Source organism: Sphingosinicella xenopeptidilytica (assembly GCF_042676985.1).
In the GTDB taxonomy this organism is placed as follows: domain Bacteria; phylum Pseudomonadota; class Alphaproteobacteria; order Sphingomonadales; family Sphingomonadaceae; genus Sphingosinicella; species Sphingosinicella xenopeptidilytica.
In genome coordinates this window covers 221,064-247,467 of sequence record NZ_JBHTIK010000004.1, presented here as the reverse complement: position 1 = coordinate 247,467, position 26,404 = coordinate 221,064, and the positions used below count along the sequence as shown (strand labels likewise).

27 protein-coding genes and 1 tRNA gene are annotated in these 26,404 nt (G+C 65.7%); 16 read left to right on the top strand and 12 right to left on the bottom strand.

Translation table 11 applies throughout. The annotated features are described in order from the left end of the window. Positions 1-153: 153 nt before the first annotated feature. Together ACFQ00_RS07655 and ACFQ00_RS07650 are read right to left on the bottom strand one after the other, a co-directional pair. Complete coding sequence (locus ACFQ00_RS07655) at positions 154-702, bottom strand: hypothetical protein (protein WP_381488534.1); 549 nt, start codon at positions 700-702, stop codon at positions 154-156. Positions 703-726: 24 nt separating this feature from the next. Next, positions 727-1,032, bottom strand: a complete 306-nt coding sequence (locus ACFQ00_RS07650) for a hypothetical protein (RefSeq protein WP_381488531.1) — start codon at positions 1,030-1,032, stop codon at positions 727-729. A gap of 40 nt (positions 1,033-1,072) precedes the next feature. Here ACFQ00_RS07650 and ACFQ00_RS07645 point away from each other — a divergent pair, with 40 nt between their 5' ends. The 9 genes from ACFQ00_RS07645 (at position 1,073) to ACFQ00_RS07605 (ending at position 7,411) form a co-directional block, all read left to right on the top strand. Further along, positions 1,073-1,618, top strand: a complete 546-nt coding sequence (locus tag ACFQ00_RS07645) for a hypothetical protein (protein WP_381488529.1) — start codon at positions 1,073-1,075, stop codon at positions 1,616-1,618. A 132-nt stretch (positions 1,619-1,750) separates the two neighbouring features. Next, positions 1,751-1,936, top strand: a complete 186-nt coding sequence (locus ACFQ00_RS07640; RefSeq protein WP_381488527.1) for a hypothetical protein — start codon at positions 1,751-1,753, stop codon at positions 1,934-1,936. Then, entirely contained in the window at positions 1,914-2,246 is a 333-nt protein-coding gene (locus tag ACFQ00_RS07635) for a Lar family restriction alleviation protein (RefSeq protein ID WP_381488525.1), read from the top strand. The genes ACFQ00_RS07640 and ACFQ00_RS07635 overlap by 23 nt, the downstream gene beginning before the upstream one ends. Further along, positions 2,155-2,403: a helix-turn-helix transcriptional regulator gene (locus ACFQ00_RS07630; protein ID WP_381488722.1), complete on the top strand. Its 249-nt coding sequence runs from the start codon at positions 2,155-2,157 to the stop codon at positions 2,401-2,403. Before ACFQ00_RS07635 ends, ACFQ00_RS07630 begins: the two co-directional genes overlap by 92 nt. Then, a complete protein-coding gene (locus tag ACFQ00_RS07625) occupies positions 2,390-3,382 on the top strand; it encodes a tyrosine-type recombinase/integrase (RefSeq protein ID WP_381488522.1) in 993 nt (330 codons plus the stop codon). The genes ACFQ00_RS07630 and ACFQ00_RS07625 overlap by 14 nt, the downstream gene beginning before the upstream one ends. Positions 3,383-3,470: 88 nt before the next feature. After that, positions 3,471-3,544: transfer RNA gene (locus ACFQ00_RS07620), tRNA-Cys, on the top strand. A 159-nt stretch (positions 3,545-3,703) separates the two neighbouring features. Then, a complete protein-coding gene (locus ACFQ00_RS07615) occupies positions 3,704-5,632 on the top strand; it encodes an N-acyl-D-amino-acid deacylase family protein (protein WP_381488519.1) in 1,929 nt (642 codons plus the stop codon). A gap of 119 nt (positions 5,633-5,751) precedes the next feature. Then, positions 5,752-6,456, top strand: a complete 705-nt coding sequence (locus ACFQ00_RS07610; RefSeq protein WP_381488516.1) for a 6-phosphogluconolactonase — start codon at positions 5,752-5,754, stop codon at positions 6,454-6,456. A 7-nt stretch (positions 6,457-6,463) separates the two neighbouring features. Continuing rightward, a complete protein-coding gene (locus ACFQ00_RS07605) occupies positions 6,464-7,411 on the top strand; it encodes a glucokinase (RefSeq protein ID WP_381488513.1) in 948 nt (315 codons plus the stop codon). Here ACFQ00_RS07605 and ACFQ00_RS07600 read toward each other — a convergent pair. Genes ACFQ00_RS07600 through ACFQ00_RS07585 form a run of 4 tightly spaced genes read right to left on the bottom strand, consistent with a single transcriptional unit; the run spans position 7,408 to position 9,912 of the window. Beyond that, the gene (locus ACFQ00_RS07600) at positions 7,408-7,701 is read right to left on the bottom strand and encodes a PilZ domain-containing protein (RefSeq protein WP_381488510.1); all 294 of its coding nucleotides are present in this window, start codon (positions 7,699-7,701) and stop codon (positions 7,408-7,410) included. The two genes, ACFQ00_RS07605 and ACFQ00_RS07600, sit on opposite strands and share 4 nt — an antisense overlap. Before the next feature lie 41 nt (positions 7,702-7,742). After that, positions 7,743-8,924: an acetyl-CoA C-acyltransferase gene (locus ACFQ00_RS07595; protein ID WP_381488507.1), complete on the bottom strand. Its 1,182-nt coding sequence runs from the start codon at positions 8,922-8,924 to the stop codon at positions 7,743-7,745. A gap of 24 nt (positions 8,925-8,948) precedes the next feature. Beyond that, a complete protein-coding gene (locus ACFQ00_RS07590) occupies positions 8,949-9,404 on the bottom strand; it encodes a MaoC family dehydratase (RefSeq protein WP_381488504.1) in 456 nt (151 codons plus the stop codon). Positions 9,405-9,456: 52 nt separating this feature from the next. After that, positions 9,457-9,912, bottom strand: coding sequence for an Lrp/AsnC ligand binding domain-containing protein (locus ACFQ00_RS07585; protein ID WP_293778840.1), 456 nt, complete (start codon positions 9,910-9,912; stop codon positions 9,457-9,459). A gap of 125 nt (positions 9,913-10,037) precedes the next feature. Between ACFQ00_RS07585 and ACFQ00_RS07580 the strand changes: the two genes are divergently transcribed. Next, positions 10,038-13,016: an L-glutamate gamma-semialdehyde dehydrogenase gene (locus ACFQ00_RS07580; RefSeq protein ID WP_381488501.1), complete on the top strand. Its 2,979-nt coding sequence runs from the start codon at positions 10,038-10,040 to the stop codon at positions 13,014-13,016. Here the strand turns inward: ACFQ00_RS07580 and ACFQ00_RS07575 are convergent. The 3 genes from ACFQ00_RS07575 to ACFQ00_RS07565 all read right to left on the bottom strand — a co-directional run bounded on the left by ACFQ00_RS07575 (position 13,013) and on the right by ACFQ00_RS07565 (position 15,782). Then, the gene (locus ACFQ00_RS07575; RefSeq protein ID WP_381488498.1) at positions 13,013-14,143 is read right to left on the bottom strand and encodes a mechanosensitive ion channel family protein; all 1,131 of its coding nucleotides are present in this window, start codon (positions 14,141-14,143) and stop codon (positions 13,013-13,015) included. The two genes, ACFQ00_RS07580 and ACFQ00_RS07575, sit on opposite strands and share 4 nt — an antisense overlap. An 86-nt stretch (positions 14,144-14,229) precedes the next feature. Further along, positions 14,230-15,612, bottom strand: coding sequence for a putative O-glycosylation ligase, exosortase A system-associated (locus ACFQ00_RS07570; RefSeq protein ID WP_381488495.1), 1,383 nt, complete (start codon positions 15,610-15,612; stop codon positions 14,230-14,232). After that, a complete protein-coding gene (locus ACFQ00_RS07565; RefSeq protein ID WP_381488493.1) occupies positions 15,612-15,782 on the bottom strand; it encodes a hypothetical protein in 171 nt (56 codons plus the stop codon). Before ACFQ00_RS07565 ends, ACFQ00_RS07570 begins: the two co-directional genes overlap by 1 nt. 227 nt (positions 15,783-16,009) lie before the next feature. Between ACFQ00_RS07565 and wecB the strand changes: the two genes are divergently transcribed. Next, positions 16,010-17,083, top strand: coding sequence for a non-hydrolyzing UDP-N-acetylglucosamine 2-epimerase (wecB, locus tag ACFQ00_RS07560; RefSeq protein ID WP_381488490.1), 1,074 nt, complete (start codon positions 16,010-16,012; stop codon positions 17,081-17,083). After that, positions 17,083-18,276 (top strand): TIGR04063 family PEP-CTERM/XrtA system glycosyltransferase, encoded by a 1,194-nt coding sequence (locus ACFQ00_RS07555; protein WP_381488487.1) that lies wholly within the window; start codon positions 17,083-17,085, stop codon positions 18,274-18,276. Before wecB ends, ACFQ00_RS07555 begins: the two co-directional genes overlap by 1 nt. Here the strand turns inward: ACFQ00_RS07555 and ACFQ00_RS07550 are convergent. Continuing rightward, complete coding sequence (locus ACFQ00_RS07550; RefSeq protein ID WP_381488484.1) at positions 18,260-18,547, bottom strand: hypothetical protein; 288 nt, start codon at positions 18,545-18,547, stop codon at positions 18,260-18,262. The genes ACFQ00_RS07555 and ACFQ00_RS07550 overlap by 17 nt on opposite strands. A 38-nt stretch (positions 18,548-18,585) precedes the next feature. Continuing rightward, positions 18,586-18,762, bottom strand: coding sequence for a hypothetical protein (locus ACFQ00_RS07545; RefSeq protein ID WP_381488481.1), 177 nt, complete (start codon positions 18,760-18,762; stop codon positions 18,586-18,588). Between the two features lie 167 nt (positions 18,763-18,929). Here ACFQ00_RS07545 and ACFQ00_RS07540 point away from each other — a divergent pair, with 167 nt between their 5' ends. Then, positions 18,930-19,514 (top strand): S24 family peptidase, encoded by a 585-nt coding sequence (locus ACFQ00_RS07540; protein WP_381488478.1) that lies wholly within the window; start codon positions 18,930-18,932, stop codon positions 19,512-19,514. Between the two features lie 3 nt (positions 19,515-19,517). On the opposite strand, the gene ACFQ00_RS07535 is transcribed toward ACFQ00_RS07540, so the two are convergent. Further along, positions 19,518-19,700, bottom strand: a complete 183-nt coding sequence (locus tag ACFQ00_RS07535) for a hypothetical protein (protein WP_381488475.1) — start codon at positions 19,698-19,700, stop codon at positions 19,518-19,520. Positions 19,701-19,879: 179 nt separating this feature from the next. On the opposite strand from ACFQ00_RS07535, the gene ACFQ00_RS07530 reads away from it, so the two are divergent. The 3 genes from ACFQ00_RS07530 (at position 19,880) to ACFQ00_RS07520 (ending at position 26,373) form a co-directional block, all read left to right on the top strand. Further along, positions 19,880-20,089, top strand: coding sequence for a hypothetical protein (locus tag ACFQ00_RS07530; protein WP_121048184.1), 210 nt, complete (start codon positions 19,880-19,882; stop codon positions 20,087-20,089). An 84-nt stretch (positions 20,090-20,173) separates the two neighbouring features. Beyond that, positions 20,174-22,159, top strand: a complete 1,986-nt coding sequence (locus ACFQ00_RS07525; protein WP_381488472.1) for an autotransporter assembly complex protein TamA — start codon at positions 20,174-20,176, stop codon at positions 22,157-22,159. Continuing rightward, a complete protein-coding gene (locus ACFQ00_RS07520) occupies positions 22,159-26,373 on the top strand; it encodes a translocation/assembly module TamB domain-containing protein (RefSeq protein WP_381488470.1) in 4,215 nt (1,404 codons plus the stop codon). The genes ACFQ00_RS07525 and ACFQ00_RS07520 overlap by 1 nt, the downstream gene beginning before the upstream one ends. The last annotated feature ends 31 nt before the right edge of the window (positions 26,374-26,404 follow it).

Below are 26,404 nucleotides of genomic sequence, written 5' to 3'. Positions count from 1 at the left end.
ACCGACACCCACGTCTGCACCCGCCGCTTGCCCCAGATGCGTTCGACGCGCTGCCAGCCATAGGCGAGGAACGTAGGAACAAACTCCGGATCGACAGGCAGAGGCACCGACGTCGGGAGCCGCCGCGCACGAGATGGAAGCCGAATACCGCAATCAGTCATAGATTTTGCTTTCATCGATAACGCCAAGTCCCGCTGCCTCGACACGCTCGACGAAGCTCTCCCGTGCCGCTGTGGTTGCCCGGTTCCACGCCCGGATGATCTGCACCTCGAAATGCGCGTCAACGTCATCGTCGGGGAAATCCTGCCCGCTCTCGTACCGCCGCTTGGCAACCGCGTCCTTGAGTTCCTGGGGCTTCCAGTGCCGCTTGCTCGCCTCGGTCAGCATCTCAAGCTGCTCGGTCCTCGGCAGCGAGAGCACGACGCGGTGATGATCGAATGACAGGGCATCACTGCGGATTGACGGCGGGAACGACTTGGCGACGTTGGCAGCCCGTGCCGCAAACCGTTCATCGATCCCAGCCGTCTCCAGCGCCATCTCGATCTGCTCGGCGAAATGCTCGCGGCCATGGTTGACCCAATCGCCGATCAGGAACCCGAGACGCTTGCGCATCGTCGCAAGGTGCCGGCCCGCGTCGAGATAGGCGTCGAGGGTTTCCATCGGCGGAAGTGCCGGTGTTTCGATTGTTGCGAGTTGTGTCATATGCTGCCCCTGTCCGAATGCCGATTATGCCTGATACGTTGTGCCGTCGTAGTTGAAGCGGGTGGATAGACCCTGAGCGGCCATGAATGCGTTAAGCCTGTCCGTTTCCTCTCTGCTCGGTGCTAGCAAGGGGTGGTGCTCTTGGGCGGGTTTTGCTGGCGCTTTCTGGCGCATTTCAGCCATTTCACGGTGGTGCCGTACTTCGATCATAGCGGCTTCGTAAACCTCACCGGGGGATGGTCTCCACTGCGATCGGATCAGCGATTTCCGCGCAGCTTCGATTGCCCATGCTGGCACGCCTTCAAGGGCTTCCGCGTATGCCGCCAGCATGATCTTCGCGTCCAATTCGCCTTGGCGCTGGGAGGGCATCGTGGAAATCCGCGCCACCGTTTCCGAAACCGTCTTCCGCCATTCCCCATTCGAGAGCTTCTCTGGCGAGGGCGTTGATTGCTGGCGTCCCACTGCGCTGTACACCACCGGTCTGTTGCTGCCGTCCATGTCCAAACTTCTCCGAATTCAAAACCCACGTTGCCCAAGCCTTTTGCCAGTCCTTGAACTTGTCCCCTTTCTTGCCGTGGTGGGCGCGAAAGTGCTCAAGCTGGCGGTCAACCTCTCCGGGCGGCCAGCCGTCGATGATCTTTCCGCAAACCGTGCCGCCGCCGAACGGGAGGGGCTGCCAGTCGTCTGGCAATTCTCGGGCGCGCTCCTTCTTCGAAACCGAAGGTTGAGAAGAAGGTGGGGGGGTATGATTATCTTCTATAGGGGGGGGTGTTACGTCACGCGTTACGTCACGTTCGTTACGTTTCCTGTCCCTGTACCGGGACTGCCGGACAGCGGCGGCGCTTTTCTTCGCATCGGATTCCAGTGCGTCAGCGACCGCAAGAATGTCGTCGCCGGACAGTCCGCGCTCAACTAGCACCCTGATAGCGGCCGCATTGAGGCTCATATGTTTCCCCACCTGCGGTTTGCTGCATTTCGTTTCGCCGTCCGCGCCTGTTCGCTACGCTGCCCCGCCGTCACCCGCGCACCCCACCGAAGGACCGCGCTCATGAGCGAGATGCAGCGCTTCCGTGAGAAGGTCGAGGCGCCCTTCATTCGTAACGAGTTCGGCCTGTGGTGTCCGAATTGTGGCGAGCGGATCGCCGATTGGGAATGGGTCGGCGATTGCGACTGCTGCGGGTATCCGCGCGCGGACTGCGAGAATTTCGAGGATGACGACTATGAGCGAGATTAAGCCGTGCCCGTTTTGCCACAGTGAGGCCGAAGAACAAACATCGAAAGGCCCTACCGGCGAACGATACCGCTGGGTTGAATGTGTGAATTGCGGCGCCATGTCCGAATGCTGTGATGATAGCGCCCGGTCAAACAACCCGGATGAGCCGGAACCTGTCGAACTTTGGAACACCCGCGCCTCCGACGCCTGCGCCACCGTGCAGCGTGAGAGAGAGACCCATGCTTCCGGACTGGCCTCGCCTGATGAGCGTCGAGCAGGCCGCTGCCTACGTGTCTCTGAGTGCCACCACGATCCGCGCGAATGGCCCTAAGCCAAAGCACTTCGGCAAGCGCGTGCTGTACGACCGTCACGACCTCGATACGTGGGCTGACCAGCTTGGCGGGCAGCCGCTTGACGCTGCCGAGCGCCAGCGCGCAAGCTATGACCTTGAACGCAGGTTCAGGGAGAAGCGGCGTGGTCGTGACTAAGCTGGCCTACACGTACATCGCGAAACGCCGCTACTGGCGCTTCCGCCGTGCCGGGATCGACGCGGCATTGCCGGGACAGCCCGGCGAACCTGAGTTTCATATCAAGTACGCCGAACTGCTGGCGCTGAGCAAGTCGAAGCCGCCCGAACATGACCGCGCGAGTTTCCGCTGGCTTGTGGAGCGCTTTGAGGGCAGCGCAGAGTTCAAGCACCTCGCGGCGTCCACGCAACTCGACTACTCAAAGACGCTGCGGATCATAGAGGATGAGCTTGGCGACGAGCCGTTCGCGATCACGACGCGCGGCATGATAAAGCTGGTACGCGACAGCATGGCATCGACACCGCGCAAGGCGCACAAGTTCATCCAAACGGTATCGGTGCTGTACGGCTATGCCGCATCCGAGGATTTGGTGCCGGACGGATTCAACCCGGCTGCGAAAATCAAGAAGCTCAAGGCCAAGGTGAAGCCCTATATCGCGTGGAGCGAGCCGGAGATCGCGCTGTTCCTGTCGAAGGCCGCTGCCCACGTTATAACGCCCGTTATGCTGGCGCTCTACACAGGCCAGCGCCGCGAGGATGTCGTGTCCATGGACTGGGAGGACTACCAGGGCACGATCATACGCGTCAGGCAGTCCAAGACGGGCGAGCCGCTTGAGATCGCCTGCCACCCCATACTTCGCAAGCACCTCGCCGGGCGCAAGACGACGTTTGGCGGGCCGATCGCACGCGCTGCCAATGGGCGCCCCTATACGGTCAACTCGCTGTCTCAAGCGCTCAGGCGTGCGTGTGCCGACATAGACGGGATGCCGAACAGGACGATGCACGGCCTGCGCTACGCCGCCGCTGCCCGCCTTGAGGCTGCCGGGTGTACGGCGGGGCAATGCTCGTCCGTCCTAGGGCACCGGACATACCAGATGGCGATGAAATACATGACGCAGCGGCGCGACAGCGAGGCCGCGATCAGGAAGATGGGGGCATAGAACAAATGATGACTCTGCGAACATTCAAGGATTGCACTGCGAACTCGGTTCGGCTAGAAGCCCGCAACCCACGCGATTTCAACGTTTTGGCCCGATGGCGGAGTGGTTACGCAGAGGACTGCAAATCCTTGCACGCCGGTTCGATTCCGGCTCGGGCCTCCAAATTTCCCCCTGCATTGCTCTCCAGCCAGCCGGAAGACACGCCACCCGGCGGCCGCACATTATTGCCCGTCCCATCACTCATTCAGGTTGAATTTTTCCAATGGGGATCGCCATTATCCTGAATGGCGAATCGCCGAAGGGATGGGAGAGTAATAGCTTATGATGAACCGGAAGATCGCGCGCTGGCTGGGCGCCGCACCCGCCGTGCTGCTGCTGGCACAGGCCGCCCCGGCGCTCGCCAAGGATGCCGCCTATGATATCGTGATCAAGGGCGGCACCATCGTCGACGGCAGCGGCCTTGCCGCCTATCCGGGAGACGTCGCGATCGCGGACGGGCACATCGTCGCGGTGGGTGATCTCGGCAAGGCGAAGGCCGCGAAAACCATCGACGCCGCCGGGCTCGTCGTCGCGCCCGGCTTCATCAACATCCACAGCCATGCAGAGCCCGAAGGCGTCTCGACCGCAGTCAACATGCTGACGCAGGGCGTCACCACCGAGATCGTCAATGCCGACGGCGGTGGGGGCAACGACATCGCCACGCAGCTCCCTGAGATGGCTGCGAACGGACTTGCCGAGAATCTCGGCGCCTATGTGGGCTTCAATGCGGTGTGGCGGGACGCGATGGGCGACCGCGACCTGCGCCCGACACCCGAGCAGATCGCATCGATGAAAGCCGCGATCGAAAAGAACCTGAAGGCGGGCGCATGGGGCGTCGCTTCTGGTCTCGATTACCGCCCATCCTATTACGCGAAGCCCGAGGAGGTGATCGACATTGTCTCGGTCGCAAAGCCGTGGCGCACCAATTTCCCGAACCACGACCGGCTGCGCCCCGAGGATAATCTCAGCTCGTTCAAGGGCATGGAAGAGACCGTTCTGATCGGCGAGAAAGCAGGACTCGTTCCCGTCATCACGCATATCAAGAGCGCAGGGAAAGAGCGCGGCAATGCGCCGAAGGTGCTCGAAATGGTCTCTGCCGCCACCGCGCGCGGAGCGTGGACGGCGATCGACATCTACCCCTATCTCGCCGGGCAGACGATGCTGCAGGCGTTCCTCGTCCCTGGCTGGGCGGCGGACGGCGGGCGCGACGCGATGCTCGCACGCTTCAAGGATCCGAAGCTCCGCCCGCAGCTCGTCGAGGCGGCGGAATATGCGATGGCAACGCGCCTCGGCGGCGCCGAAGGCATTGCGCTTCCCGATCTCGGCAAACGGCTCACTGACATCATGGCTGCTGAAAACATCCGTGCCGGCGAGGCGGTGCTGCGCACGCTGGAACGCGACCCCTACACCCGCGCCAACATGACGTTCGGTGACGAGAAGGACGTGATCGCGTTCCTGCAATATCCCGACACGGCCGTTGCGTGCGATTGCGGCGCCTCGATCGAGAATCGGGGCCATCCGCGCTATTTCGGCAGCTTCCCCAAGATCCTCGGCCACTATGTGCGCGATACCGGCACGATCACGATGGAAGACGCCGTCCGCAAGATGAGCGCCCTCCCCGCCGCGATCATCGGCATGGTCGATCGCGGCCACATCGCCCCCGGTATGCGCGCCGACGTGATGGTCTTCGATCCGAAGACCGTGCGCGATCATGCGACGTTCGACGCGCCGACACTGCCATCAGATGGTGTCCGCCACGTGATTGTGAACGGCGTTGCGGCGCTTGAGGGCGGCGCAGTGACCGGCGCGAAGGCGGGCGCGGTGCTGCTGCGCGACGCGCACATGCCGAGCCGTCCGATGACCGGCACGGCGGTCGCCCGGTCCTTCACCGTGAACGGGCAGTCGGCGGAGTACAGCATCACCCTCACCACGAAGCAGGGTGTAGGTGAGCGCTTCGCGACCGGCACGGTAAAGCTGAACGACGTGAAATCGGGCACGGTGTGGACCGCCGACCGGCTTGGCACGGTCCAGACCGCCAAAGGCTGGGCGAGCGTCACCGCTGTGCTGAAGGACAAGGCCGGTAACCGGAAGGCCGCAACGCTGACGCTCGACCGTGCGGATGGCGGCGCGGAAGCCCCTGTGGTGTCGATCGCGCTGGGAAGCGCACCTGCGGCGGTTCTTCCGGCGAAGGGTTCGGTGCAGGCCGAATAGCCCCCCGCGCAGGGCAAATTGCGGATGGAGAATCGCGTCTCAGTCGTTAGACAGGACGCGATTCTTCATCGTTCGCTTCGAGCCCCGGCCTCGGTGCGAACAGTCCGGCAGGAGCAGCCATGATTGAAGCCGAATGGTGGGATGCAGATGATTCCGCCGAACTCGCCGCGTCGGCGGCGGGCGACATCCAGTTCATTATCGAAAGCGCCATCGATGCGCGCGGGCAGGCGCTGATCGCCGTGCCCGGCAGCGGCATCGCGCTCACCGTGCTGAAAGAGGTTGCGAAGGCGAAGTTCGACTGGAAGCGCGTCACCATCGTGCCGACCGGCGACTGCCTCGTCGCCGTCGACAGCCCGCTTTCCGCTGCCGCCGCGCTCGCGCGTATCTTCCTGCCCAAGGGCGCGCGTGTGCTGCCGATCGGCAGCGAAAACGCCGACTACAAAGCCGCCGGACGCGCCGCCGACGCGCGGCTCGAAGACCTGCAATGGCCGCCCGATCTCGTGTGGCTCGATGTCGGCGCGAACGGCGAGACCGCGGGCATCTTCCGCGGCCCCGATCTCGACGAGGCGCTGAACGGCCCGAAGGCCCGCCGCGCCATCGGCGTGATGCCCGATCCGCTGCCGAAGGACGCGCCGGTGGCGCGCGTGACTTTGACCCGCGCGGCGATCATTTCCGCGCGCACGCTGATCGTCGCGCTCGAAGGCGACGATGCGAAGGCGGTGCTCGAAAAGGCGCTGGAGGACGGGCCGCTTTCGGACACGCCGATCGGCCGCGTGCTCGCCGAAGTCACCGTTCCGGTCGACATTCACTGGTGCCCTGCCTGACGGCACGATGAAGATCGTCGCAGCCGATATCGGCGGCACGCACGCCCGCTTTGCGATCGCGGAGATCGCAGGTGGGCAATGCCTTGATCTCGGCGCGCCGGTCACGCTGAAAAGTACGGGCTTTGAAGGGCTGGAAGCCGCCTGGGCAGCCCTCCCCGCGCGCTTCGGCCACGACCTTCCGGATGCCGCCGCGATCGGCATTGCCGCCCCGATCGAGGGCGACGTGCTCGCCTTCATCAACAACGACTGGAAAATCCATCGCGCGGGCCTCGCTGAACGGCTGGGCCTTCGGGCGCTGACGCTGCTCAACGATTTCGGCGCGATGGCGCATGGCGTTGCGACGCTGGGCCATGAATGGACCGAGCATTTGTGCGGCCCCGATGTGCCGCTCCCGCTCGACCATCCGGTGAGCGTGATCGGGCCCGGCACGGGCCTCGGCGCCGCCATCCTGATCCGGCGCGGCGCACGCGTCGATGTGGTGGAAACGGAAGCCGCGCACATCGCCTTCGCACCGCTCGATGCGGCCGAAGAAGCGATGATGCCCGCGCTGCGCCGCATGTATGGCCGCGTCTCCAACGAGCGGCTCGTCTCCGGACCCGGTCTCGGGGCGATCCGCGCTGCGCTCGATCCCGAGGCTTCACCGATGACGGATGCCGATCTCTGGACCGCTGCGCTCGCGGGCGATGATGCCGCGTTCGAGCGCTTCGCGATGATTTACGGCGCCGTTGCAGGCGACATTGCCCTCGCGCACGGCGCGATGGGCGTGGCGATCGTCGGCGGGCTTTCGAACCGGGCGAAAACGCAGCTTCGCGCGTCAGGCTTTCACGCGCGTTTCACGAACAAGGGGCGCTATGCGGCGCGAATGCAGAGAATTCCGGTGCGGCTCGTAACGCACATGCACACCGGCCTTGTCGGCGCGGCAGCGGCTTTCGCGCAGGACTACGCGACCGCTTAACTCGCAGCTGCCATGCGTGCTTCGTGCGCCTCGGCGATCTCGTCGGTGAAACGAATGCCAAGCTCGCCATCCGCGAAACGTACGACAACGCCGGACCGCATTCCCATGCGCACCGTCGTCAGGACGACCCTCTCGCCGATCGCGACCTGCTCGTGCGTGGCAAGACGGGCGCCCGTCATCGACATGTCGATAACGCGCGCCGTCACCTGGCCACGACGGTAATCCATCCTGGCGAGATAGTTGGTCGCGGCCCGCGCCGCATTCCGGTGGTTATCGGATGCATTCGACATGCCCCGAATCTCGCACGAAAATGGTTAGCAGATCGTTGCGATCAACCATAAACCTCGAACAGGCCCGCCGCGCCCTGCCCGCCACCGATGCACATGGTGACGACGACATACTTCGCGCCGCGCCGCCGCCCCTCAATCAGGGCATGGCCGGTGAGGCGCGCGCCCGACATGCCGTAGGGGTGGCCCACGGAAATTGCGCCGCCATCGACGTTGAATTTCTCGGGATCGATACCGAGCTTGTCGCGGCAGTAGAGCGCCTGCACCGCGAACGCCTCGTTGAGCTCCCAGAGGCCGATATCGGCGACGGTAAGGCCGTTCTGCTTCAAGAGCTTCGGGATCGCGAACACGGGGCCGATGCCCATCTCGTCTGGCTCGACGCCCGCAACCGCCATGCCGACATAGCGGCCGAGCGGCTTCAGGCCGCGGCGTTCCGCCTCCTTCGCCTCCATGACGAGCGAGGCCGAGGCGCCGTCCGAAAGCTGGCTGGCGTTGCCCGCCGTCACGTTATGACCCGGACCGCGCACCGGCTGCAGGCCCTTGAGACCTTCGAGCGTCGTCTCGGGGCGGTTGCCCTCGTCCTTGGTCAGCGTCACCTCGTGCTTGGTGACCTCGCCCGTGTCCTTGTTCTTCATGACCATCACGGAGGGCAGCGGCACGATCTCGTCGTCGAACCGCCCGGCCAGCTGCGCCGCCGCGGTGCGCTGCTGCGACTGGAAGGCGAATTCATCGCACACGTCGCGGCTGATGTTGTAGCGCTTGGCGACGATCTCGGCGGTGTCGATCATCGGCATATAGGCCGCAGGCTGCAACTCGATGAGGCTGAGATCAGGCTCGATACGGAGCTTTTCGTTCTGCACCATCGAGATCGACTCGACACCGCCGCCCACCACGATCTGCATCCCGTCGACGATCACCTGCTTCGCTGCCGTCGCGATCGCCATCAGGCCGCTCGCGCACTGGCGGTCGAGCGCCATGCCCGCCACCGTCACCGGAAGCCCGCCGCGCAGCGCCGCGAGGCGCCCGATGCATGGCGACTGCACGCCCTGCAGCATGGCCGAACCGAACACGCAGTCATCGACCTCCGCGGGATCAATGCCCGCGCGCGCGACAGCGTGCTTCACGGCGTGGCCCGCGAGCGTCGGCGACGGGGTGGCGTTGAACGCACCGCGATAGGCCTTGCCGATCGGCGTGCGGGCTGTGGAAACGATAACGGCTTCGCGCATGGGAGAGTCTCCTGTTCCTGAGCTTTATACGTAAGTGAGGCCGACCCATTCGGCCAGAAGGGCGGGCTTGTCCTCGCCCTCGATCTCGATGGTCGCCTCGTAGGTGGACTGGAGCACGCCCGGATGGCGCTCGGTCACCTCCAGCAACTTGAAACGCCCGCGAACACGCTTGCCCGATGGCACGGGCGCGAGGAAGCGCAGCTTGTTCATGCCGTAGTTCACGCCCATCTTCGTGCCCTCGATCGGCGGAAACACGTCGTAGGCCATCCCCGAAAGCAGCGACAGCGTGAGGAAACCATGCGCGATCGTGCCGCCGAACGGCGTTTGCGCCGCGCGCACCGGATCGACATGGATGAACTGGTGATCCTCCGTGCATTCGGCGAAGGTGTCGATGCGCTTCTGATCCATCTCGACCCAGCGCGAAACGCCGATTTCCTTGCCCGCGAGCGCCTTGTACTCCTGCACCAAAATCGCCGTCATGCCCGCCTCCCGCGTGATTGCGCCCCGGATTAGGGCGCCCCGCCCCGGCTGCCTAGATAGGCAAAACGTGAGTATTCTTGACCTCCTCGAGCACGGCATAGGTCCGCGTCTCGCGCACGCCGGGCAGGTCGACGAGCGTATCGCCGAGGAAAGCGCGGTAGGCCGCCATGTCCTTGACGCGCGCCTTGATGAGGTAATCGAACCCGCCCGCCACCATGTGGCATTCGAGCACGGCCGGCATCCGCCGCACGGCAGCGGCGAAATCGTCGAACACGTCGGACGTCGTGCGGTCGAGCAGCACCTCGACGAAGATGAGCAGCGCGCAATCGAGCAGCACCGGATCGAGCACCGCCACGGTGCCGACGATATAGCCCTTCTCGCGCAGCCGCCGGACGCGCTCGTGGCAGGCGGCGGGCGAAAGGTTGCAGCGCTCGGCGAGCGCCTGGTTGGTGATGCGCCCGTCTTCCTGCAGCGTGCGCAGGATGGCGCGGTCCACGGCATCGATCATCAATCCGAACTTTCTTCGGCAAAATGAGATTTCATCGGATATAATTCCGACATATAAACGAAAATACAAAGCACATTTTCCACATTCGCTGGCATGATCGAAGGATCATCAGCGAAAGACTCGCCATGCCCATCGCCGACATCCTTGCCGACATGCAGCGCCTGCACCGGGCGCCCGAACCCGACATCATCCTGCCGCTGTGCGAAGCCGCGCGGGTCGATGCCGCCGCCCGGCAGCGGATCACCGCGCGCGCGGGGCAGCTTCTCGACGAGCTGCGCGCCGCGCAGTCGAGCGGCTGGGTCAACCGCTTCCTCCAGGAATACCGGCTCAACACCGACGAAGGCATCGCCCTCCTCGCGCTCGCCGAAGCCTTCCTGCGCGTGCCCGACGCGGAGACGGCGGACCTCCTTATCCGCGACAAGCTCGGCACCGCCGACTGGTCGGCGCACGCGGGCAAATCCGATTCCACGCTCGTCAACAGCGCCACGTGGGGCCTCGTCGTCACCCGCTCGCTCGTCGGCGAAAGCGGCTCGACGCTGAAGCGCCTGATCGGCCGCGTCGGCGAACCCGTCGTGCGCACCACCGTCGGCACCGCGATGCGCCTGATGGGTCAGGTGTTCGTGATGGGGCGCACCATCGAGGAGGCGCTGGAACGCGCGAACGACAAGGATCACACGGGCTTCGTCGCCAGCTTCGACATGCTCGGCGAAGCGGCGCGCACGCGGGACGACGCCGAGCGCTACTTCCGCTCCTACTCGGACGCGATCGACGCCATCGGCAAGGGCAGCAAGGGCCGCGATCACAGCATTTCGGTGAAGCTCTCCGCGCTCCACCCGCGCTACGAGACCGCGCACGCCGACACCTGCGTGCCTGAACTCTCCGCCATGCTCGTCGAACTCGCCGGGCGCGCCGCGAAGGCGGACATCGGCCTTACCGTCGATGCCGAGGAATCGGAGCGGCTCGTGATGTCGCTCGATATCATCGCCGCCGCCGCCCGCGCGCCGTCACTGTCCGGGTGGGACAAGCTCGGCATGGCGGTGCAGGCCTATTCGAAGCGCTGCCGCGCCGTCATCGCGTGGGGGGACGCGATCGGCGGCGAGACGAACCGCAAGATCGCGGTACGGCTCGTGAAAGGCGCCTACTGGGACAGCGAGATCAAGCGCACGCAGGAAGCCGGGCTTTCCGACTATCCGCTGTTCACGCGCAAGGCCGCGACCGACGTCTCCTACCTCGCCTGCGCCCGTGACATGCTCGCCGCGAAACACATCTACCCCGCTTTCGCCAGCCACAACGCGCTCACAGTCGCGACGTTGCTCGAATGGGCGGGCGACCGCCGTGACTTCGAATTCCAGCGCCTGCACGGCATGGGCGAAGGCCTCCACGACCGGCTGGTGCGTGAAGGCGGCTACAACTGCCGCATCTATGCGCCCGTCGGCGGCCACCGCGACCTCCTCGCCTATCTCGTGCGGCGCCTGCTCGAAAACGGCGCCAACTCCAGCTTCGTGCACCAGCTCGCCGACCCGAACGTCACCGAGGAAGAGCTTCTCGCCGACCCGGTCGAGAAGATCGTGTCGGCCAAGGGTACACGCCACCCCTCCATCCCCCTCCCCGCCGCGCTGTTCGGTGCCGTACGCGGCAACAGCGAAGGCCTTGATCTGCAGGACGCCATGACCCTCGAAGACACCGCATCCGCCATCGCCGCCCGCGCCGACATCGGCCCGGCGCCCGCCGATTCGACCGTGGCGGAGGTGCAGACCGCGATCGCCGCCGCCGACGCAGCCTTCGAAGGCTGGTCGCGCGCGCCCGTGGAAACGCGCGCCGCCGCGCTCAATCGGCTTGCCGACCTGCTTGAGGAACATCGCATCGACCTGATGGCGCTCGCCGTCCACGAGGCGGGCAAGACCATCGGCGATGCGATCGGCGAAGTGCGCGAAGCCGCCGACTTCTGCCGCTATTATGCCAACCAGGCACGCGCGGCGTTCGCGCCCATCGAACTGCCGGGACCGACGGGCGAGAGCAACACGATGCGCCTTGAAGGCCGCGGCGTCTTCGCCTGCATCGCGCCGTGGAACTTCCCGCTCGCGATCTTCCTCGGTCAGATCACGGCGGCGCTCGTCGCGGGGAACAGCGTCGTCGCGAAGCCCGCCCCGCAGACGCCGCGCATTGCCCTGCGCGCCGTCGCGCTCGCCCATGAGGCGGGCATACCGAAGGACGTGCTGAAGCTCGTCGTCGGTGGCGCCGACGTCGGGAACGCGCTCACCGGCGATCCGCGCGTCATGGGCGTCGCCTTCACCGGATCGACCGGCACGGCCAAGGCCATCGCGCGCAGTCTTGTGGCCGATGACGCGCGGCCGATCGTGCCGCTGATCGCCGAAACCGGGGGGCTCAACGCGATGATCGTCGATTCGACCGCGCTTCCCGAGCAGGTGATCGCCGACGTCGTGACGTCAGCCTTCCGTTCCGCCGGTCAGCGCTGCTCAGCGCTCCGGCTACTCGTCGTGCAGGAGGACGTGCTCGATCGCACGCTCGAGATGCTGAAGGGCGCGATGGATACGCTCGTCGTCGGCGACCCCGCCGATCCGCGCACCGATGTCGGCCCGGTGATCGACGATGCCGCATACCGGAAGCTCGAAGACTATCGCCTGTCGGTGGCGGACCGCTGGCTGCACACGGTCGCGGTTCCCGAAGGCCGCTTCGTCGCGCCAACGGTGATCCGGCTCGACTGCATCGAGGATATGACGAAGGAGTGGTTCGGCCCGATCCTGCACGTCACGACATGGAAAACGGGCACACTCGACGAGACAATCGCGCGCATCAACCGCAGCGGCTACGGCCTTACCATGGGGCTCCACAGCCGGATTGCCAGCCGCTGCGAGCGCACCGTGGCGGCGGCGCGTGTCGGCAACCTCTACGTCAACCGCTCGATGATCGGCGCGATCGTCGGTTCACAGCCGTTCGGCGGCGAAGGCCTTTCGGGCACCGGGCCGAAGGCGGGCGGGCCGCACTATCTGCCGCGCTTCGCGGTGGAACGCACAGTGAGCATCGACACGACCTCGGCAGGCGGCAACGCCAGCCTGCTCTCGATCGAGGACGTGACGCTTTAGGGATGAAGGGGCGCGGCGAGCGGATCGACAGCTTTGCCGTCGAGACCGCCGACGAAGCCCATCTGCGTCGGATAAGCGAAATCCACGCCCAGTTCGGCAAAGCGCCGCACCAGGCGGAACATGAAGGCCTGCCGCGCGGCCATCATCTCCTTTGCGCCGGCAGTCTCGACATGAAAAATGATCTCGATGTCGATGGAACTTGCGGCAAAGTTCGTGAGGAACGCCTGACTGAAGGTCACGAGCGGAATTGGCTCCGCGAGCTTCTCGATCTCGGCGGGCAGGCTTTCGAGCACCTCCGGCGGCGTCTGGTAGATAACCCCAATCGTCATCACGACACGGCGGCGGCGAATGGCAGCCAGATTGTGGATGCGATTGTCGAGCAGCTTGGCGTTCGACACGGATACGAGCTCGCCGGAGAGCGAACGGATTCGCGTGGTCTTGAGCCCGATCGCCTCGACCGTGCCGGTCAGCGTATCCACCGTGATGACGTCGCCGCGCACGAACGGCTTGTCGAACAGGATCGAGAGCGCCGCGAACAGGTCTGAAAAGATACCCTGCGCGGCAAGGCCGATGGCGATACCGCCGATGCCGAGGCCGGCGACGAGCGCGGTGACGTTGACGCCGAGGTTGTCGAGAATGACGATACCCGCGATCGCGAAGATCACCACGTTGATGATGATGCGGATAACGCCCATCGCCGAGACGAGCGTCGAATTGTGCGGGTCTTCGCCCGCCGCGCGGCGCGTGACAATGCCGAGCGCGAACTCGCGTATCCAGATCGCGCCCTGCACGACTGCCGCCACCGTGAAGAGGAAGTGCACCACCGGCAGGGCGCCGGCGAGGCCGGAGATGCTCGCGGCCACGAGCTGAACGGAGACGGCGACGAGAAAGAAGCTGCGCGTGCGCCGGAGCACCTGACCCAGGATCGCCCGCCAGCTGTTCGGCTCCAGTGCGCCCGGCGCACCCACGAGGCGCCACGCAACAGCGCGGATACCCACGAGCAGCAGATAGATGCCGACGGCCACGGCGCCGTAGATGAACAGCGCGGAGCCGTTTGCGGCGATCCACGCCGAGGCCTCGTTCAGGTTCTGGATGTCGGACGCGGGGAGTATCTGATTGTTTGGCATCTGCTTTCCAACGCCGGAGGCCGATTGTGGTTCAACCGGCTTCTACAGGCAGGCGCGCGGCGTTGGAACCGCTGTTCCGGCCCGGATCAGGCTTTTGCGGGTGCGGCCGTCCCCATCCCGACCGGACGCCGCCGCGGGCCGACCTTCTCGTCGACGTTGTTGCCCAGCCGTTCGCGGCGGGCGATGTGCGTCGCCGCGATCGTGATCGCGAGGAGGTCGTAATAAGGCGGCTGGAACGCGATGCTGACGAACATCGAACCCACCGTGTAGACGATCAGCGAGATCGCCATCATCGTGCCGAGGTCGCGGAACCACACGTCCCGCTCCGGATCGCCGGTGCTGATGCGTCTCAGCGTCCATGTGGCGTGAAGCGCCAGGATGACGATGGAGACATAAATCGCCGCGCCCAGATAGCCGAGCTCGCCCAGAACCTCGAAGAAGCTGTTGTGGAAAGCGCGCGCCTCTTTCTTCACCGTCACGGTGCGCGTGTCCATATTGTCGGCCACGCCCTCGCGGCGCTGCATGTCCACGTCGAACTGGTTGATGCGATAGACGCCAAAGCCGCCGCCGAAGGGGTGCTCCTTCACGAAATCGATGGTCCACTTCCAAACCGAAAGGCGGATCGACGCCGACATGTCCTCATCGTAAGTTTTGATCGTCGACATCCGGTCCGTGAACGAGGCGGGAAGCATGGGAATAGCGATCGCCGCGGCGGCAGCTATCGCAGCGGCAAAAATGAGCTTTCGGCTGTTCACCAGCCACAAGAGGAGGAGAAGCACCGCGCCAGCGACAAGGCCGGTACGCGCCTCTGCGCCGACCGTGACGAGAATCATCGAGAAGATAATGCCCGCGGTCGCCAGAAGTGTCAGCAGGCTAGGCTTCATGATTGTGTTGCGGCGATAAAGCCAGAGCGTCAGCGGTATGAATGCCAATGCGACCGTCGCAAGCGTACTGCCTTCGTAGAGACCTGTGTTGCTCTGAACGAGGAAAGAAACCGTTCCATAGCCGCCGCTCCCGAGAAGCGTCTTGACTCCGCCGGAAATCGTGATCGCGGCGGTACTGAGGATCATCACGAAAGCCGCCGCCTCGACACGCCGGCGCGTCGTCAACACCCACGGTAGGAACACCGAGAACAACAGGCCTTTGGAGACCCAGTCCCATTTCTCCCGCGCATGATCGGTCACGATCGCCCAACCGAACGTATTGACCGTCGCATAGAGCACCAGAAAAATGATCAGCCCCTGCACGAAGCTGAGACGAATGCGCTGCTTCTCGTCGAGGAATACATAGAAGGCGACCGCCCCCATCCCCATGATGAGAGCCACCGGGGCGCCACTCAGGAACCAGTAGGTGAGTTTCTGCGGCTGCAGGAAGTCGACCCAGATGTAGCCGAGCGCCATGAAATACGGGCGCCGGAACGAAGCGACGACGAAGCCGACGATGAAGAGGATGAGAACGAGGTCGCGCATCAGTCTACCGGCGTGGTCCCGTTGCGCCCGCGGGCAGCGCTGCGGTTGCGCGCACGAAAGCCCTGCTTCGGCGCGTCTTCCTTGCCGTCCTCGGCCGGGAGCGTGAAGCAGCGCCACAGCACGACGATCATCATCAGCTGCGACACCAGCAATGCGAAATTGTCTACCATCCGGGCCCTGTCCTGAGCGTGGTCCTGAGACGCGCCCGCATCGCGGGACGCTGTCATCGCGCTGTTAACGGCACCCGCTTAACATCTCGTGCATCGAAGGGCAAAGCCGTCACCTTCAGACGGTACTTGCCGAATGTTTGCACCCGGCCTTGCGAAAGCCGGGCGCATTGGCAATAGGACGCGGAAGTGAAAAGGGAAACGGACGACGCATGACTAGGCGAGTGCACATGATCGCGGCGGCACGCCCGAACTTCATGAAGGTGGCGCCGCTCTGGCATGCGCTTGCCGCCCACGATGATTTCGAACCCGTTCTGATCCACACTGGACAGCACTATGACGCGAACATGTCGGACGACATCTTCACCGATCTCGACCTGCCTGCGCCCGATCATCATCTCGGCGTCGGCTCCGGCAGCCATGCCGAGCAGACCGGCAAGGTGATGATCGCCTACGAGAAGATCGCGATGGACGAACGGCCGGACTGGCTCGTCGTCGTCGGCGACGTCAATTCGACGGCGGCGTGCGCGATGGTCGGCGCCAAGCTCCACATTCCCGTCGTCCACCTCGAAGCGGGGCTCCGTTCGGGTGACCGCGCCATGCCCGAAGAGATCAACCGGCTGGTGACGGATGCGATCTCCGACGTGCTGTGGACCCCATCGCCCGATGGCGACGCGCACCTGCGCGCCGAAGGCATCCCTGAAAGCCGCATCACGCGCGTCGGCAACATCATGATGGACAGCTTCGAGCGCATCCGGCCGAAGCTCGATGCCGAGAACGCCCCCGCCCGCTTCGGCCTCACGCCGGGCAATTACGGCATCGTCACGCTGCACCGCCCGTCGAACGTCGATGAAGCCCCGCAGCTAAAGGCGCTCGTCGAGGCTCTGGTCGAGGCGTCGCAGCGTCTGCCGCTGATGTTCCCGATGCACCCGCGCACGAAGAGCCGCGTCGAGGCGTTCGGTCTTTCGGACACGCTCGCCAAGGGCAACATCACACTTGCCGAGCCGCAGTCCTACAAGCCGTTCATGAGCCTTTTGAAAGACGCCCGCATCGCGATCACCGACAGCGGCGGGCTTCAGGAGGAAACCACCTACCTCGGCATCCCCTGCCTCACGCTCCGCGACAATACCGAACGGCCGATCACCGTCACCGAAGGCACCAACCGGCTGGTGAAAGCCGATGCGCTCGTCGGCGCGCTCGATGCCGCGCTTGCCGCCGCGCCAGGGACTGCGAAGCGCCCGGAATTCTGGGACGGCCGCACCGCCGAGCGCTGCGTCGCCGATCTGGTGCGGCGCGGCCGCTGATGGCGATCAAGCCGCTTCACATCCTCGATCATTCGCTGCCGCTGCACAGCGGCTATACGTTCCGTTCGCGCGCACTGATCGAAGGCCAGCGCCGCCTCGGCTGGCAGCCGCAGATGCTGACAACACCGCGGCACTATGCGGAAGGCCCCGACCCCGAAACCGTCGACGGCCTTACCTTCTACCGCACCCGCAAGTCCGGTCTGCCGCTGATCGGTGAGATTTCGGCAACGGCAAAGCGTCTGGACGCGGTGATCGAGGAAACGAAGCCCGACCTGTTGCACGCCCATTCGCCGGTACTGACCTTCGCCGCGGCGTGGGGCGCCTCCCGCCGCCACAACCTACCGCTCGTTTATGAGATTCGCGCCTTCTGGGAAGACGCGGCAGTCGGCAACGGCACAGGTCGAGAGGGCGATCTCAAGTACCGCCTGACCTACGCCGCCGAAAGCTGGGCGTGCCGTCAGGCCGACGCCGTGGGCGCGATCTGCAAGGGTCTGCTCGGCGACCTCCGCACGCGCGGTATCGACGAGGCGAAGCTGTTCGAGATTCCGAACGCGGTCGACCTCGCGCAGTTCGGCGATCCGCAGCCGCGCGACGCCGCGCTCGCGGCCGAGCTCGGCCTTGAGGACGCGGAGGTCATCGGCTTCCTCGGCTCCTTCTACGACTACGAAGGCCTCGACATCCTGATCGCTGCGATGCCACGGCTCGTCGCGGCACGGCCGAAGGCGCACCTGCTGCTCGTCGGCGGCGGCCCGATGGAAGCCTCGCTGCGCGCGGCGGCATCGGCTTCGCCCGTCGGCGACCGCATCCGCTTCGTCGGCCGCGTGCCGCACAGCGAGGTCGATCGCTACTACAGCCTTGTCGATGTGCTCGCCTATCCGCGCAAGGCGATGCGCCTCACCGAACTGGTGACGCCACTGAAACCGCTGGAAGCGATGGCGCAGGAAAAGCTCGTCGCTGCCTCAAACGTCGGCGGGCACCGTGAGCTCATCGAAGACGGCGTCACCGGCACGCTCTTCGCGGCCGACGATCCCGATGCCACCGCCGATGCCCTGATCGGCCTGCTCGCCGATCGGAGCGCATGGCCCGCACGCCGGGCGCAAGCCAAGGCGTGGGTCTCCGCCGAGCGCAACTGGGACCGCAGCGTCGCGGCCTACGTGCCGGTTTACGAGCGCCTGCTCAGTCGCGCACGGTAAGCGCTTCGAAATGCAGGCGCCGCGCCTGCATCGCCCCATGCCGCAGACTGTCCTCGCCGATGATCACGAGATCGGCGACGAGTTCGCCGGGAAGGTCGATCTCCTCCCCCAGCAGCGTGCCGCACACGCGCAGCGCCGCGCGGTCGACGCTCTCCGCGTCACCGTCGATGCGCAGCGTGAACGCATGGCGCTGGCCCTCGAATGTCGCGCTCGCCCAGGGCACCGCATCATAGGTTTCAACGGCGCCGTGCAGCGCATCCGTGCAGGCCATGAGGCGGCCCCGTACCGTTCGCATCAGTGGGCAGGGCATCAGGCGCCGAGCCCGCGAATATAAGCCTCGATGCGCGCTGTCGTGCGCGGCCGCGGTTCGCGGCCACGCCTGAGGTCGAACACGAGTCGAGGATCGCCGAGGGCATTACGCCCGAAGCGCGTGGGCGTCAGACGTGTGCGTTTCAGGCAACGTTCGATTTGAAACAACAGCGACATTGTTTTCTCCCCTTCCTGATCGGTAAAAAACAACTATGAAGCGTTTTCCTACATGTCTAGGATAAAAACGATCATTGTTTGCCCGAGGGAGGCACGCCGTGAACGCAGCCGCCGTTCGCCGGACACTCGACACACTTATTCATGCACGCGGGGAAGATTACGCGTCGGTGTCACGCCTCATTGGCCGCAACTCCACCTACATCCAGCAGTTCATCCGGCGCGGCGTGCCCCGCAAGCTCGACGAGGATGACCGGCGGACGCTCGCGCGCCATTTCGATGTGCCCGAACACGTGCTGGGCGGCCCTGAGGCTCGCGTGGGGCAAGCCGTCATCGCCCGTGCCGCCGAAGCCTCGGCGGTGGACGACTATCTGCTCATCCCCTGTCTGGATGCTGCCGGAGACGCGCCCGAGGCCGCGCTCGCCTTTCAGGCGCGTTGGGTCACCGGGCTATGCAGCGACAATCCGCAGGCGCTCACGGTGCTGCGCATCGCGGGCGATGCAATGCACCCTACGCTTTCGCACGGCGACCCCGTGCTCGTAGATACGGCCGACGGCGCCGAAGCCCTGCGTGACGGCATCTATGCGCTGCGCAGCGGCGGCAACGTGGTCGTGAAGCGGCTGACACGGAACCCGGCGACGCAGGGCATCGCCATCAAGAGCGACAACCCCGGCTGGCCCAACTGGGAGGATTGTGCGGCGGAGAGCCTCGATATCGTCGGCCGCGTGATCTGGGTGGGCCGCGAACTGCGCTGAAACCTAGCGTCTGCGCTGAAACAGCGTCCAGAGAACTGCAAGCGCGATACCGGCCGCCATACCGATCACCGCGCCGAGCATCGCCTGATGCCGGACGATGCCGAATCCCGTGCCCGCGAAAAGCCCGAGCGCGATGAGCAGTCCCGCGGGCGTACCCTGGTTTCGCCCATGCCGTTCAGCCTGCATTTCTCATTCCTTCGCTATCTGCGGACCCGTTTTTTGCACCACCTGTCCCGCCCTGAAACAGGCTGGACAGGCCATGCCGCCAACGAAACAGGGAAAGCTCTTTTAAATCAGCCAGTTGGAAGATGGCATCAGCCTTGCTGGTGAAGGTGCAGGAACAGGATAGGCGGGGGTTATCTCCAATGCAATTGCTTGCCATACACGATCGCGGTTCGCTCGAGGATGCCTCGAGCCTGATCGCCAAGTTCGGTGACGACGCTGTCGTCGAAGCCGCAACCATCGCCGATCGCTACCGCGATTCCGGCAATCTCAACCTTTTCTGCCGCTGGCGGCAGGTCGAGCGCGCGATCATGCTGCTCCAGCTTGAGGATGTCGTCGGCGAAGTGCACTGATCCATCGACGAGCCGATAGACCAAAGCGGAAAGTCGACAAGATTCCCCTACCGGCGCGGGGCCGGCTTCGGCTAGACCCGTGCAATGTATCGAGCGCTGATCGGCACCAGCATTGCGGCTATTGCGCTCTTCCTGTCGTCGCCGGCGGCGGCGCAGCAGCCTGCGCCCCCGGCATCGGGAGAAACGCCCGCCGATCCCGCGGACGCCGACGACCAGAGAACCAACCCCCGCGTCCCGCTCCCGGAGCTTCCCGAGATCGAGGACGAATGGAAAGACCTCTTCGCGGAAGAGGCGGCCGACGCCGACGTCGCGCTGGAAGCACAGGAAGCGCCCGTCGATCTCCGCTATGATTTCGAGCTGGGGCCGATCAGCCGCCTCAAGGTCGCCGACGCGTTCAAATCGCTCTCGGCGCTTTATGCCGGGCGCAGCAAGACCGTGCCTTCGCTCGCCGAGCTTCAGCGACGCGGGCGCGCGGACACCGAACTGCTCACGCGCCTGCTCCGCGCAGAAGGCTATTACGATCCCGAGATCGCCATCGAGGTCGATCCCGCCGCCCGCGATGGCCGCGTTCAGGTCACCGCCGCAGTCGACACGGGGCCGCGCTACGCGCTTGGCGAAATCCAGATCAACGTGGACGACGAGGCCGAGCGCGCGCTCGTCGAGCAGAAACTCGACCTCAAGGAAAAGCAGCCGCTCGTCGCCAACGATTTCAACGCGGCGCTGGACCGGCTTCGCCTCGGCCTCGGCGAAAGCGGCTTCCCGTTCGCGGACGTCGACAACCCCGACATCGTCGTCGATCACGACACGCGCACGGCAAGCTATGCACTGAACGTGAAGCTCGGCGACAACTCCCGCTTCGGGCAAATTCATGTCGATGGCGACCCGCTGTTCAGCGCCAAGCACATCGGCCGCCTCGCCCGTTTCAAGCCGGGCGACCCGTATGACACGCGCGAGATCGAGGACCTTCGCCGCGCGCTCATCGCCACGGGACTTGTCAGCACGGTGAGCATCACACCGGAGCGCGGGCCGCCGCAGGCCGACGGCACGACACCCGTGAACCTCGTCGTCGCACTCACCCCTGCCCCGCAGCGCACGCTTGCCGGGCAGGTCGGTTACAGCACGACCGACGGTTTCCGGGTCGAAGCGAGCTGGCAGCACCGGAACCTCATTCGCCCGCAGGGGCAGGTCACGTTCCGCGGCGTGCTCGGCACGCAGGAGCAGCGCCTGTCCGCCGATCTCCGCCGCTCGAACTGGAAGCAGCGCGACCGCACGCTCGCCGCGCGTGTCGAGGCCAGCGTCGAGGACCGCGAGGCCTATTACGCCCGCACGCTGGGCCTCGGCGCGTTTATCGAGCGCGAGACCAACCTCATCTGGCAGAAGGCGTGGACATACCGGATCGGCGGCGAGCTGCAGGCCTCCGAAGAGCGCGACCGCAGCCTGCGCATCGCGCCGGGCTACGCGCCGCTTCGCACCTTCATCATCGCCGCCGCGCCCGTGCAGGTGGCGTATGACGGCACCGACGATCTTCTCGATCCCAAGCACGGCTACCGCCTCACCGGCTGGGTGAGCCCCGAGGCTTCATTCCAGGACGGCTTCTTCGGCTACACGCGCGCGCAGGTGGATGGCTCGGCCTACCTGCCGATGATGGAAGACAATCTCGTGTTCGCGGGCCGCGCGCGGTTCGGCACCATCTTCGGCGCCACACGCTCGCGCATCGCGCCGTCGCGGCGTTTCTACGCGGGCGGCGGCGGGTCGGTACGCGGTTACGGCTATCAGGACGTCGGCCCGCAGGACGAAGACGGCGATCCGCTCGGCGGCCGCAGCCTGATGGAGTTCAGCCTCGAAGCACGCTACCGCTTCGGCAACTTCGGCGTCGTGCCGTTCATCGACGCGGGCCAGATCGACACTCGCCCCTATCCACGCTTCCGCGACCTGCAGTTCGGCGCCGGTATCGGCGCGCGCTACTACACCAACTTCGGCCCAGTCCGAATCGATATCGCGACTCCGCTCAACCGGCAGAGGGGCGATTCGCGCATCGCCGTCTACGTCTCCATCGGGCAGGCCTTCTGATGGAGGGGCGCGACGGCATCATCGAAGAGATCGAGGACGAGGTGCTGAGCCGTCCGTTCTGGACCTATGCGATGCGCGGCTTCCTGTGGCTTTCCGCCATCGTCGTCGGCCTCGCGCTGCTCATCGCCACCGCGCTCACCGTGCTCGACACGGACCGGGGCCGCGTCTGGCTCGTCGCGCGCGTCATGGGCTTCACGCCCGAATCGGGGCTGCGCATCGGCATCGACCGGATCGACGGCTCGCTCTACGGCGCCGCCGTCGTCCATGGTCTCACCCTGTCGGACCCGCAGGGCCGTTTCCTCGAAGCGCCCCGCGTCGAGCTCGATTGGCGGCCGCAGGCGGTGTTCAGCCGCCGGCTCCACATCGTGAAGCTCGTCGTGCCAGAGGCGCGACTGCTCAAGGTGCCCAAGCTGATCCCGAGCAAGGAGGAAAAGCCGATCCTCCCGAACTACGACATCTATGTCGGCCGTTTCGAGATCGGCGACCTGACGCTCGAACCGCCCGTGCTCGGCAAGCAGCACCACATCACCGCGGATGGCGGCGCCGATATCGCGAGCGGCCGCCTGCTCGCCGCGCTGCGCGCCTCCTCGCGTACCGGCGGCGACGCGCTCGTCGCGCGCATCGATGCCCGGCCCGACGACAAGGTGTTCGACATCGAAGGCAAGCTCCTTGCCCCAGCGGGTGGTGTCGTCGGCGGCATCCTCGGGCTCGATCAGCCGCTCGTCGCCACCATCGAAGGCGAAGGCAGCTGGGAGAAATGGCGCGGCACGGCGGTCGGCACGCTCGGCGACAGCCCGCTCATGAACCTCGCGCTCAGCGCCGACGATGGCCGCTTCGCGCTGAAGGGCACCGCCTCCCCCGGCCTTGCCATCGGCGGCATCGTCCGCAAGTTCGGATCGCCCTCGATCGAATTGGATGCCGCCGCGACCATCGCCGAGCGCGTCATCGAAGGCCGCGCCTCGATCGTCTCGCCTTCGGTCGGGCTTGAACTCGATGGCACGGTTGATCTCGCCGAATCCCGCTTCCGTACGCTGTCGGTGGGCGCTTCGGTGCGCCAGCCGAAGGCGCTGATCTCGACGATGACGGCGGACGACATGCGCCTCGCGATGACGCTCGACGGCTCCTTCTCGCGCCCGCTCGTCGATTATCGCCTGTCCGCCAACTGGCTCGCCATCGGCACCACGCGCCTCGACCGTGTCGAGGTGACGGGCAAGGGCGAACTCCCGAGAGACAAGCTCGCCGTTCCGATCGAGGCGCGCGCGCTTCGCGTCACCGGGCTCGGCGAACTTATCGAGGATCTCGCGACCAACCCGCGCATCACCGGCGTCATCGCGCTCGACGGCCCGTACATCACCGGCAAGGGCCTCAAGCTTTCGAGCGACCGCGTCACCGCGATTGCCGACCTCAACATCGAGACACGCACGGGCCGCTACAGCGTGAACGCCGACGGGTCGGTGCCGCGCTACGTCATCCCCGGTCTCGGCATGGCAGACATCAAGGCGAAGCTGCTGTTCGAACCTGATGCGCGGGCCCAGAACCGCCTGCGGATCAGCGGCAAGGCCGACGCCGCGATGAAGCGGCTCGACAACGGCCTGCTGACCTTCCTCTTCCAGGGCAATCCGCGTGTCGTCGCCGATATCGTCCGTACGCCCGACGGCCTGGTCACCTTCACGAACGCCGTGCTCACCTCGCCCGACATGCGCGTCACCGGGCGCGGCACCTATGCGATGGACCAGCGCATCCGTTTCAACGGCAATGCCGTCTCGCAGCGGTACGGCCCGATGGACGTCGAACTCGGCGGCCTCGTAACACGCCCCGAAGCGCGGATCCGAGTCAAGAGCTACGCGGCGGGCATCGAGCTTCGCGACATCCGCGCGACCTTCACGCCGCAGGGTGAGAATTACGCCTTCACCGCGCTTGCCGACACGGTCGCAGGCCCGGCGCGCGCGCGCGGCCGCATCCTCACCGGCGCACCGCAGGCGGTATACGATATCGAGGCTGCCGAGATTGCCGGGCTCACCGCGTCTGGCCCGCTCCGCGCCGTTGACGGCGCCCCAGCGGTCTCCGGCGTGCTCGACGTGCGCGGCACCGGCATCTCGGGCAAAATCCGTCTGTCGCCCGAAGACGGCGTGCAGCGCATCGACGCCAATCTCGGTGCGCGCGCCGCACGGCTCGATTTCGGCGGCGGCACGACCATCCGGCGCGGCTGGGTAGACGGCAACATCGTGCTCAGAGAGGCCGGCGCCGAAATCTCGGGCCGCTTCGACATCGAAGGCCTGAAACAATCGGCGCTGCTGCTGAAAACGCTGAAGGGCACGCTCGAAATGCAGGCGGGCGAAGGCACCGCCGCGCTGATCGCCACCGGCGAGCGCGGCGCGCCCTTCACGTTCGATCTTGCCGCGAGCTTCGATCCCGAAAGCATCATCGTCACCAGCCAGGGCACGATCGCACGCCAGAAGTTCGCGCTCGCCGCCCCCGCGCGTCTCGATCGCAAGGAAGAGGGCTGGCACCTCGCGCCCGTGGTGCTCAACCTGCCCTCCGGCACCGCGCGGATCAGCGGCACGTTCGGCGATTCGATCAGCCTCACCACCGATCTCAACGCCGCCGGGCTCGGCCTGCTTCAGCTTGCGCTGCCGGGCATGAACTTCTCCGGGACCGCGAGCGGGCGCATCGACATGATCTTCCCCTCGGGCGGCCTGCCGCGCGGCACCGCGAAGCTGCGCGTCACCGATTTCACGCGCGCGACAGAGGCCTTCTCGAAGCCCGTCGATCTCGCCGTCGTCGCGCAGCTCGAAGCGAACAAGGCGGTGATGCGCGCCGCCTTCCTCGATAACGGCCAGCGCCTCGGCATCCTGCAGGGCCGTCTCCTGTCGATCCCGGGCAGCATCGACGATCCCTGGCTCGACCGTCTGATGAAAGCGCCGATCACAGGTCAGCTCCGCTGGCGCGGCCCGGCCGAAATGCTTTGGCCTTTGACCGGCGTCGGCGCGCTCAGCGTGCGCGGCAATATCGCGGTGGCGCTGGAGATCAGCGGCGAACTCGGCGATCCCTCGCTCACCGGCATCGTACGCTCACGCACGTCGCGAATCGAAAGCGCGATCACCGGCACGGTTGTCGATAACATCCGCCTCGACGGGCGCTTCACCGGCTCCCGCCTCGAACTCACCGAGTTTTCGGGCGCCACCGGCAACGGCTCCATCTCCGGCAGCGGCGGCATCGACCTTTCGTTCGCACGCGGCTTCCCGATCGAGATCGCCATGGTGCTGAAATCGGCGCTGATCCTCAACCGCGACGACCTTCGCGCCACCGCGAGCGGCCCCTTGCGGATCAGCAACAGCCCGGAAGGCGCCATCATTTCGGGCAACGTCAATATCGACCGCGCGCGCTTCAATATCGGGCAGACCGCGCAGACCGAAGTGCCGGTTCTGCGCGTGCGCGAGAAGAACACCGAACTCCTGCGCGCAGACCCGGTGGTCGTGGAGGGCGCGGCGGAACCCACCGTCTGGCAGCTCGACGTGAAGGCGCGCGGCAACAACGAGATCATGGTGCGCGGCATGGGCCTCGATTCGGAATGGTCGGCGGACCTCGACATCAAGGGGTCAGCGACCGCGCCGCGCATCGGCGGCGTCGCCGAACTCGTGCGCGGCGACTACGAATTCGCGGGCAAGACCTTCCGGCTGACACGCGGCGAACTGCGCTTCACCGGCACCTATCCACCCGATCCGGTGGTGGACATCGCGGCCGAGGCGCGCGTCGAAGGCCTCACCGCCACCATCACCATCCGCGGCACCGGCCAGCGCCCCGAGATCGCCTTCTCGTCCGTGCCCGCGCTGCCGCAGGACGAGGTGCTCTCGCGCGTGCTGTTCGGCACCTCGATCTCGAACCTTTCCGCGCCCGAGGCGCTGCAACTCGCCGGCGCTGTCGCCTCGCTGCAGGGCGGCGGTGGCGGCATCAACCCGATCAACGCCGTGCGCCGCGCGGTCGGGCTCGATCGGCTGCGCATCATGGAGGCGAACCAGCTCACCGGCCAGAAGACCGCTGTCGCGGCGGGCGAGTACCTGACCGACCGCGTTTATGTGGAGGTCGCCACCGATGCGCAGGGCTACACCGCGACGCAGCTCGAGATCGAGCTGACGCGTGCGCTTTCGATCCTCTCGTCGGTCGCGACGCTCGGCGGCACCAGCGTCAACCTGCGCTGGTCGAAGGATTATTAGGTTCGCTGAAAAGCGCGGAAAAGCGAGAAAA

Bases quoted from the DNA above. Each gene is read 5' to 3' on its own strand.
- ACFQ00_RS07655 (WP_381488534.1), bottom strand. From the start codon at position 702: ATGACACAACTCGCAACAATCGAAACACCGGCACTTCCGCCGATGGAA.
- ACFQ00_RS07650 (WP_381488531.1), bottom strand. From the start codon at position 1,032: ATGCTGGCGGCATACGCGGAAGCCCTTGAAGGCGTGCCAGCATGGGCA.
- ACFQ00_RS07640 (WP_381488527.1), top strand. From the start codon at position 1,751: ATGAGCGAGATGCAGCGCTTCCGTGAGAAGGTCGAGGCGCCCTTCATT.
- ACFQ00_RS07635 (WP_381488525.1), top strand. From the start codon at position 1,914: ATGACGACTATGAGCGAGATTAAGCCGTGCCCGTTTTGCCACAGTGAG.
- ACFQ00_RS07630 (WP_381488722.1), top strand. From the start codon at position 2,155: ATGCTTCCGGACTGGCCTCGCCTGATGAGCGTCGAGCAGGCCGCTGCC.
- ACFQ00_RS07615 (WP_381488519.1), top strand. From the start codon at position 3,704: ATGATGAACCGGAAGATCGCGCGCTGGCTGGGCGCCGCACCCGCCGTG.
- ACFQ00_RS07610 (WP_381488516.1), top strand. From the start codon at position 5,752: ATGATTGAAGCCGAATGGTGGGATGCAGATGATTCCGCCGAACTCGCC.
- ACFQ00_RS07605 (WP_381488513.1), top strand. From the start codon at position 6,464: ATGAAGATCGTCGCAGCCGATATCGGCGGCACGCACGCCCGCTTTGCG.
- ACFQ00_RS07600 (WP_381488510.1), bottom strand. From the start codon at position 7,701: ATGTCGAATGCATCCGATAACCACCGGAATGCGGCGCGGGCCGCGACC.
- ACFQ00_RS07595 (WP_381488507.1), bottom strand. From the start codon at position 8,924: ATGCGCGAAGCCGTTATCGTTTCCACAGCCCGCACGCCGATCGGCAAG.
- ACFQ00_RS07590 (WP_381488504.1), bottom strand. From the start codon at position 9,404: ATGACGGCGATTTTGGTGCAGGAGTACAAGGCGCTCGCGGGCAAGGAA.
- ACFQ00_RS07585 (WP_293778840.1), bottom strand. From the start codon at position 9,912: ATGATCGATGCCGTGGACCGCGCCATCCTGCGCACGCTGCAGGAAGAC.
- ACFQ00_RS07580 (WP_381488501.1), top strand. From the start codon at position 10,038: ATGCCCATCGCCGACATCCTTGCCGACATGCAGCGCCTGCACCGGGCG.
- ACFQ00_RS07575 (WP_381488498.1), bottom strand. From the start codon at position 14,143: ATGCCAAACAATCAGATACTCCCCGCGTCCGACATCCAGAACCTGAAC.
- ACFQ00_RS07570 (WP_381488495.1), bottom strand. From the start codon at position 15,612: ATGCGCGACCTCGTTCTCATCCTCTTCATCGTCGGCTTCGTCGTCGCT.
- ACFQ00_RS07565 (WP_381488493.1), bottom strand. From the start codon at position 15,782: ATGGTAGACAATTTCGCATTGCTGGTGTCGCAGCTGATGATGATCGTC.
- wecB (WP_381488490.1), top strand. From the start codon at position 16,010: ATGATCGCGGCGGCACGCCCGAACTTCATGAAGGTGGCGCCGCTCTGG.
- ACFQ00_RS07555 (WP_381488487.1), top strand. From the start codon at position 17,083: ATGGCGATCAAGCCGCTTCACATCCTCGATCATTCGCTGCCGCTGCAC.
- ACFQ00_RS07550 (WP_381488484.1), bottom strand. From the start codon at position 18,547: ATGGCCTGCACGGATGCGCTGCACGGCGCCGTTGAAACCTATGATGCG.
- ACFQ00_RS07545 (WP_381488481.1), bottom strand. From the start codon at position 18,762: ATGTCGCTGTTGTTTCAAATCGAACGTTGCCTGAAACGCACACGTCTG.
- ACFQ00_RS07535 (WP_381488475.1), bottom strand. From the start codon at position 19,700: ATGCAGGCTGAACGGCATGGGCGAAACCAGGGTACGCCCGCGGGACTG.
- ACFQ00_RS07530 (WP_121048184.1), top strand. From the start codon at position 19,880: ATGCAATTGCTTGCCATACACGATCGCGGTTCGCTCGAGGATGCCTCG.
- ACFQ00_RS07525 (WP_381488472.1), top strand. From the start codon at position 20,174: ATGTATCGAGCGCTGATCGGCACCAGCATTGCGGCTATTGCGCTCTTC.
- ACFQ00_RS07520 (WP_381488470.1), top strand. From the start codon at position 22,159: ATGGAGGGGCGCGACGGCATCATCGAAGAGATCGAGGACGAGGTGCTG.